This window comes from Sphingomonas sp. STIS6.2, assembly GCF_000732685.2.
GTDB lineage: Bacteria > Pseudomonadota > Alphaproteobacteria > Sphingomonadales > Sphingomonadaceae > Sphingomonas > Sphingomonas aerolata.
Genome location: NZ_JPDP02000090.1, coordinates 1 through 1,638 on the forward strand (window position 1 = coordinate 1; position 1,638 = coordinate 1,638).

The following is a 1,638-nucleotide window of genomic DNA, read 5'->3' on the forward strand; positions in this document are numbered from 1 at the left end:
TATGCCGATAAGGATCGTTCCGACACCGCTTCGGCGACCGCAACCGGCGCAGTAGACAACCGTGACGAGGAAGTGATCCCGGTTGTTGAAGAGCAGCTGGTCGTTGGCAAGCGTGAGGTGGACCGCGGCGGTGTCCGCGTTCGCTCCTACGTTACCGAGACGCCCGTTCACGAGCAGATCCGTTTGCGCAACGAGCGTGTCAACGTCGAGCGCCGTCCGGTCGACCGCGAAGTCTCTGGTGCCGATGCGTTTCGCGAGCGCACGATCGACATGACCGCCACGGGTGAAGAAGCCGTGGTCGGCAAGACCGCGCATGTGGTCGAGGAAGTGGTGATCTCCAAGACCGCCGACGAGCGCGTCGAGCAGATCGACGATACCGTTCGTCGCACAGACGTTGAGGTCGACCGCGACGAAGGCGTCGACGCAGCGCGGGGCTCGACGTTCGGCACTCGCACCGACCGCTAAGCATGGAATGGGCCTCGCGCGCGTCGCGCCGCATGTGAGGCCCGACCATGGCGTTGCCAACGACAAGGTAGGAACAATCATGCAAGATCCGACTACAAGCGGTATGCCCGGCGGTACTACCGCATTTGCGCTAGCCTCTGACGACAGCCCGAGCGTGAACACATCCCAGCCTGCCAGCGCTACGACAAATGAGGCAACGCCTACTGCGACCGCTTCATCGCTGGCCAATCAGGCCAAGCAGACGCTGGTGAGCAACCTGGACGACCAGAAAGGGACGGCTGCCAATTTCGTCGAGCAGCTGGCGAAGACGGTTCAAAAGTCTGGTGAGCAGTTCGAGGGGCAACAGGACTGGATTGCCAGCGCCATCGGCCGCGGCGCAGCCGAGTTGAATACGCTGGCGGGCTCGCTACGCGATAAGGATCTGGGCGACCTTACCCGTGAAGTTCAGTCCTTTGCCAGACGGCAGCCAGCGCTGTTCATCGGTGCTACGCTTGTCGCCGGGTTTGCCGTTGCCCGGCTCGGCAAGATCATAGCCGGCGACGTCTCGCGCGAAAACCTGCCGACCGTACCGGAGGTCGGCCATGGCCAACACTGAACCACGCCCAGCTCCTAGCCTGGGAGATATCGCTGGCGGCCTGGCAGGCGACGTTCAGGATCTCGTACGCGGCGAGCTTGCACTCGCTCGTGCCGAGTTCGATCACAAGCTGCACAGCCTGATCGGTGGCGCGGTATCACTGATTGGCGGGGCTTTGGTCGCATTTGCTGGCCTGGTTGTACTGCTGGAAGGCGGTGCAGCAGTGCTTGCTAGGTGGATACCGGCCTGGGCTGCACTGCTCATTGTCGGACTTGTGACTGTCCTGGTCGGCGGATTGATCGCACGCGCGGGGCTGACCCGGCTGTCGCTAAAGAACCTCACCCCCGATCGCACGGCCGCCAACCTCAAAAAGGACGGTCGCATCCTCAAGGAGCATCTCTAATGGCTGACGATACGAACGACACCGATCAGATCGAACAGGATCTGGCGCAGACCCGTGCACGTATGGATCGTCGTCTCGATCAGCTCGGCGACCGTCTCGCGCCCAACCAGCTGATGAACGACGCACTTGCCCATGTAACGGGTGGCGACGGCGCGGACTTTGCCCAAACCCTGATCGCCAAGGCCAAAGCAAACCC

At 62.4% G+C, this 1,638-nt stretch carries 4 protein-coding genes; all 4 read left to right on the forward strand.

Translation table 11 applies throughout. The annotated features are described in order from the left end of the window. Positions 1-465, forward strand: a 465-nt coding sequence (locus tag sphst_RS12380; protein ID WP_159043606.1) for a YsnF/AvaK domain-containing protein, incomplete at its 5' end; no start/stop codon positions are given. Between the two features lie 247 nt (positions 466-712). Beyond that, positions 713-1,060: a hypothetical protein gene (locus sphst_RS20600; protein ID WP_159043607.1), complete on the forward strand. Its 348-nt coding sequence runs from the start codon at positions 713-715 to the stop codon at positions 1,058-1,060. Further along, complete coding sequence (locus sphst_RS12390; RefSeq protein ID WP_107045603.1) at positions 1,047-1,442, forward strand: phage holin family protein; 396 nt, start codon at positions 1,047-1,049, stop codon at positions 1,440-1,442. Before sphst_RS20600 ends, sphst_RS12390 begins: the two co-directional genes overlap by 14 nt. Then, positions 1,442-1,638 (forward strand): DUF3618 domain-containing protein (locus tag sphst_RS12395; RefSeq protein ID WP_159043608.1); only part of this gene is annotated, 197 nt, incomplete at its 3' end. The genes sphst_RS12390 and sphst_RS12395, both read left to right, overlap by 1 nt.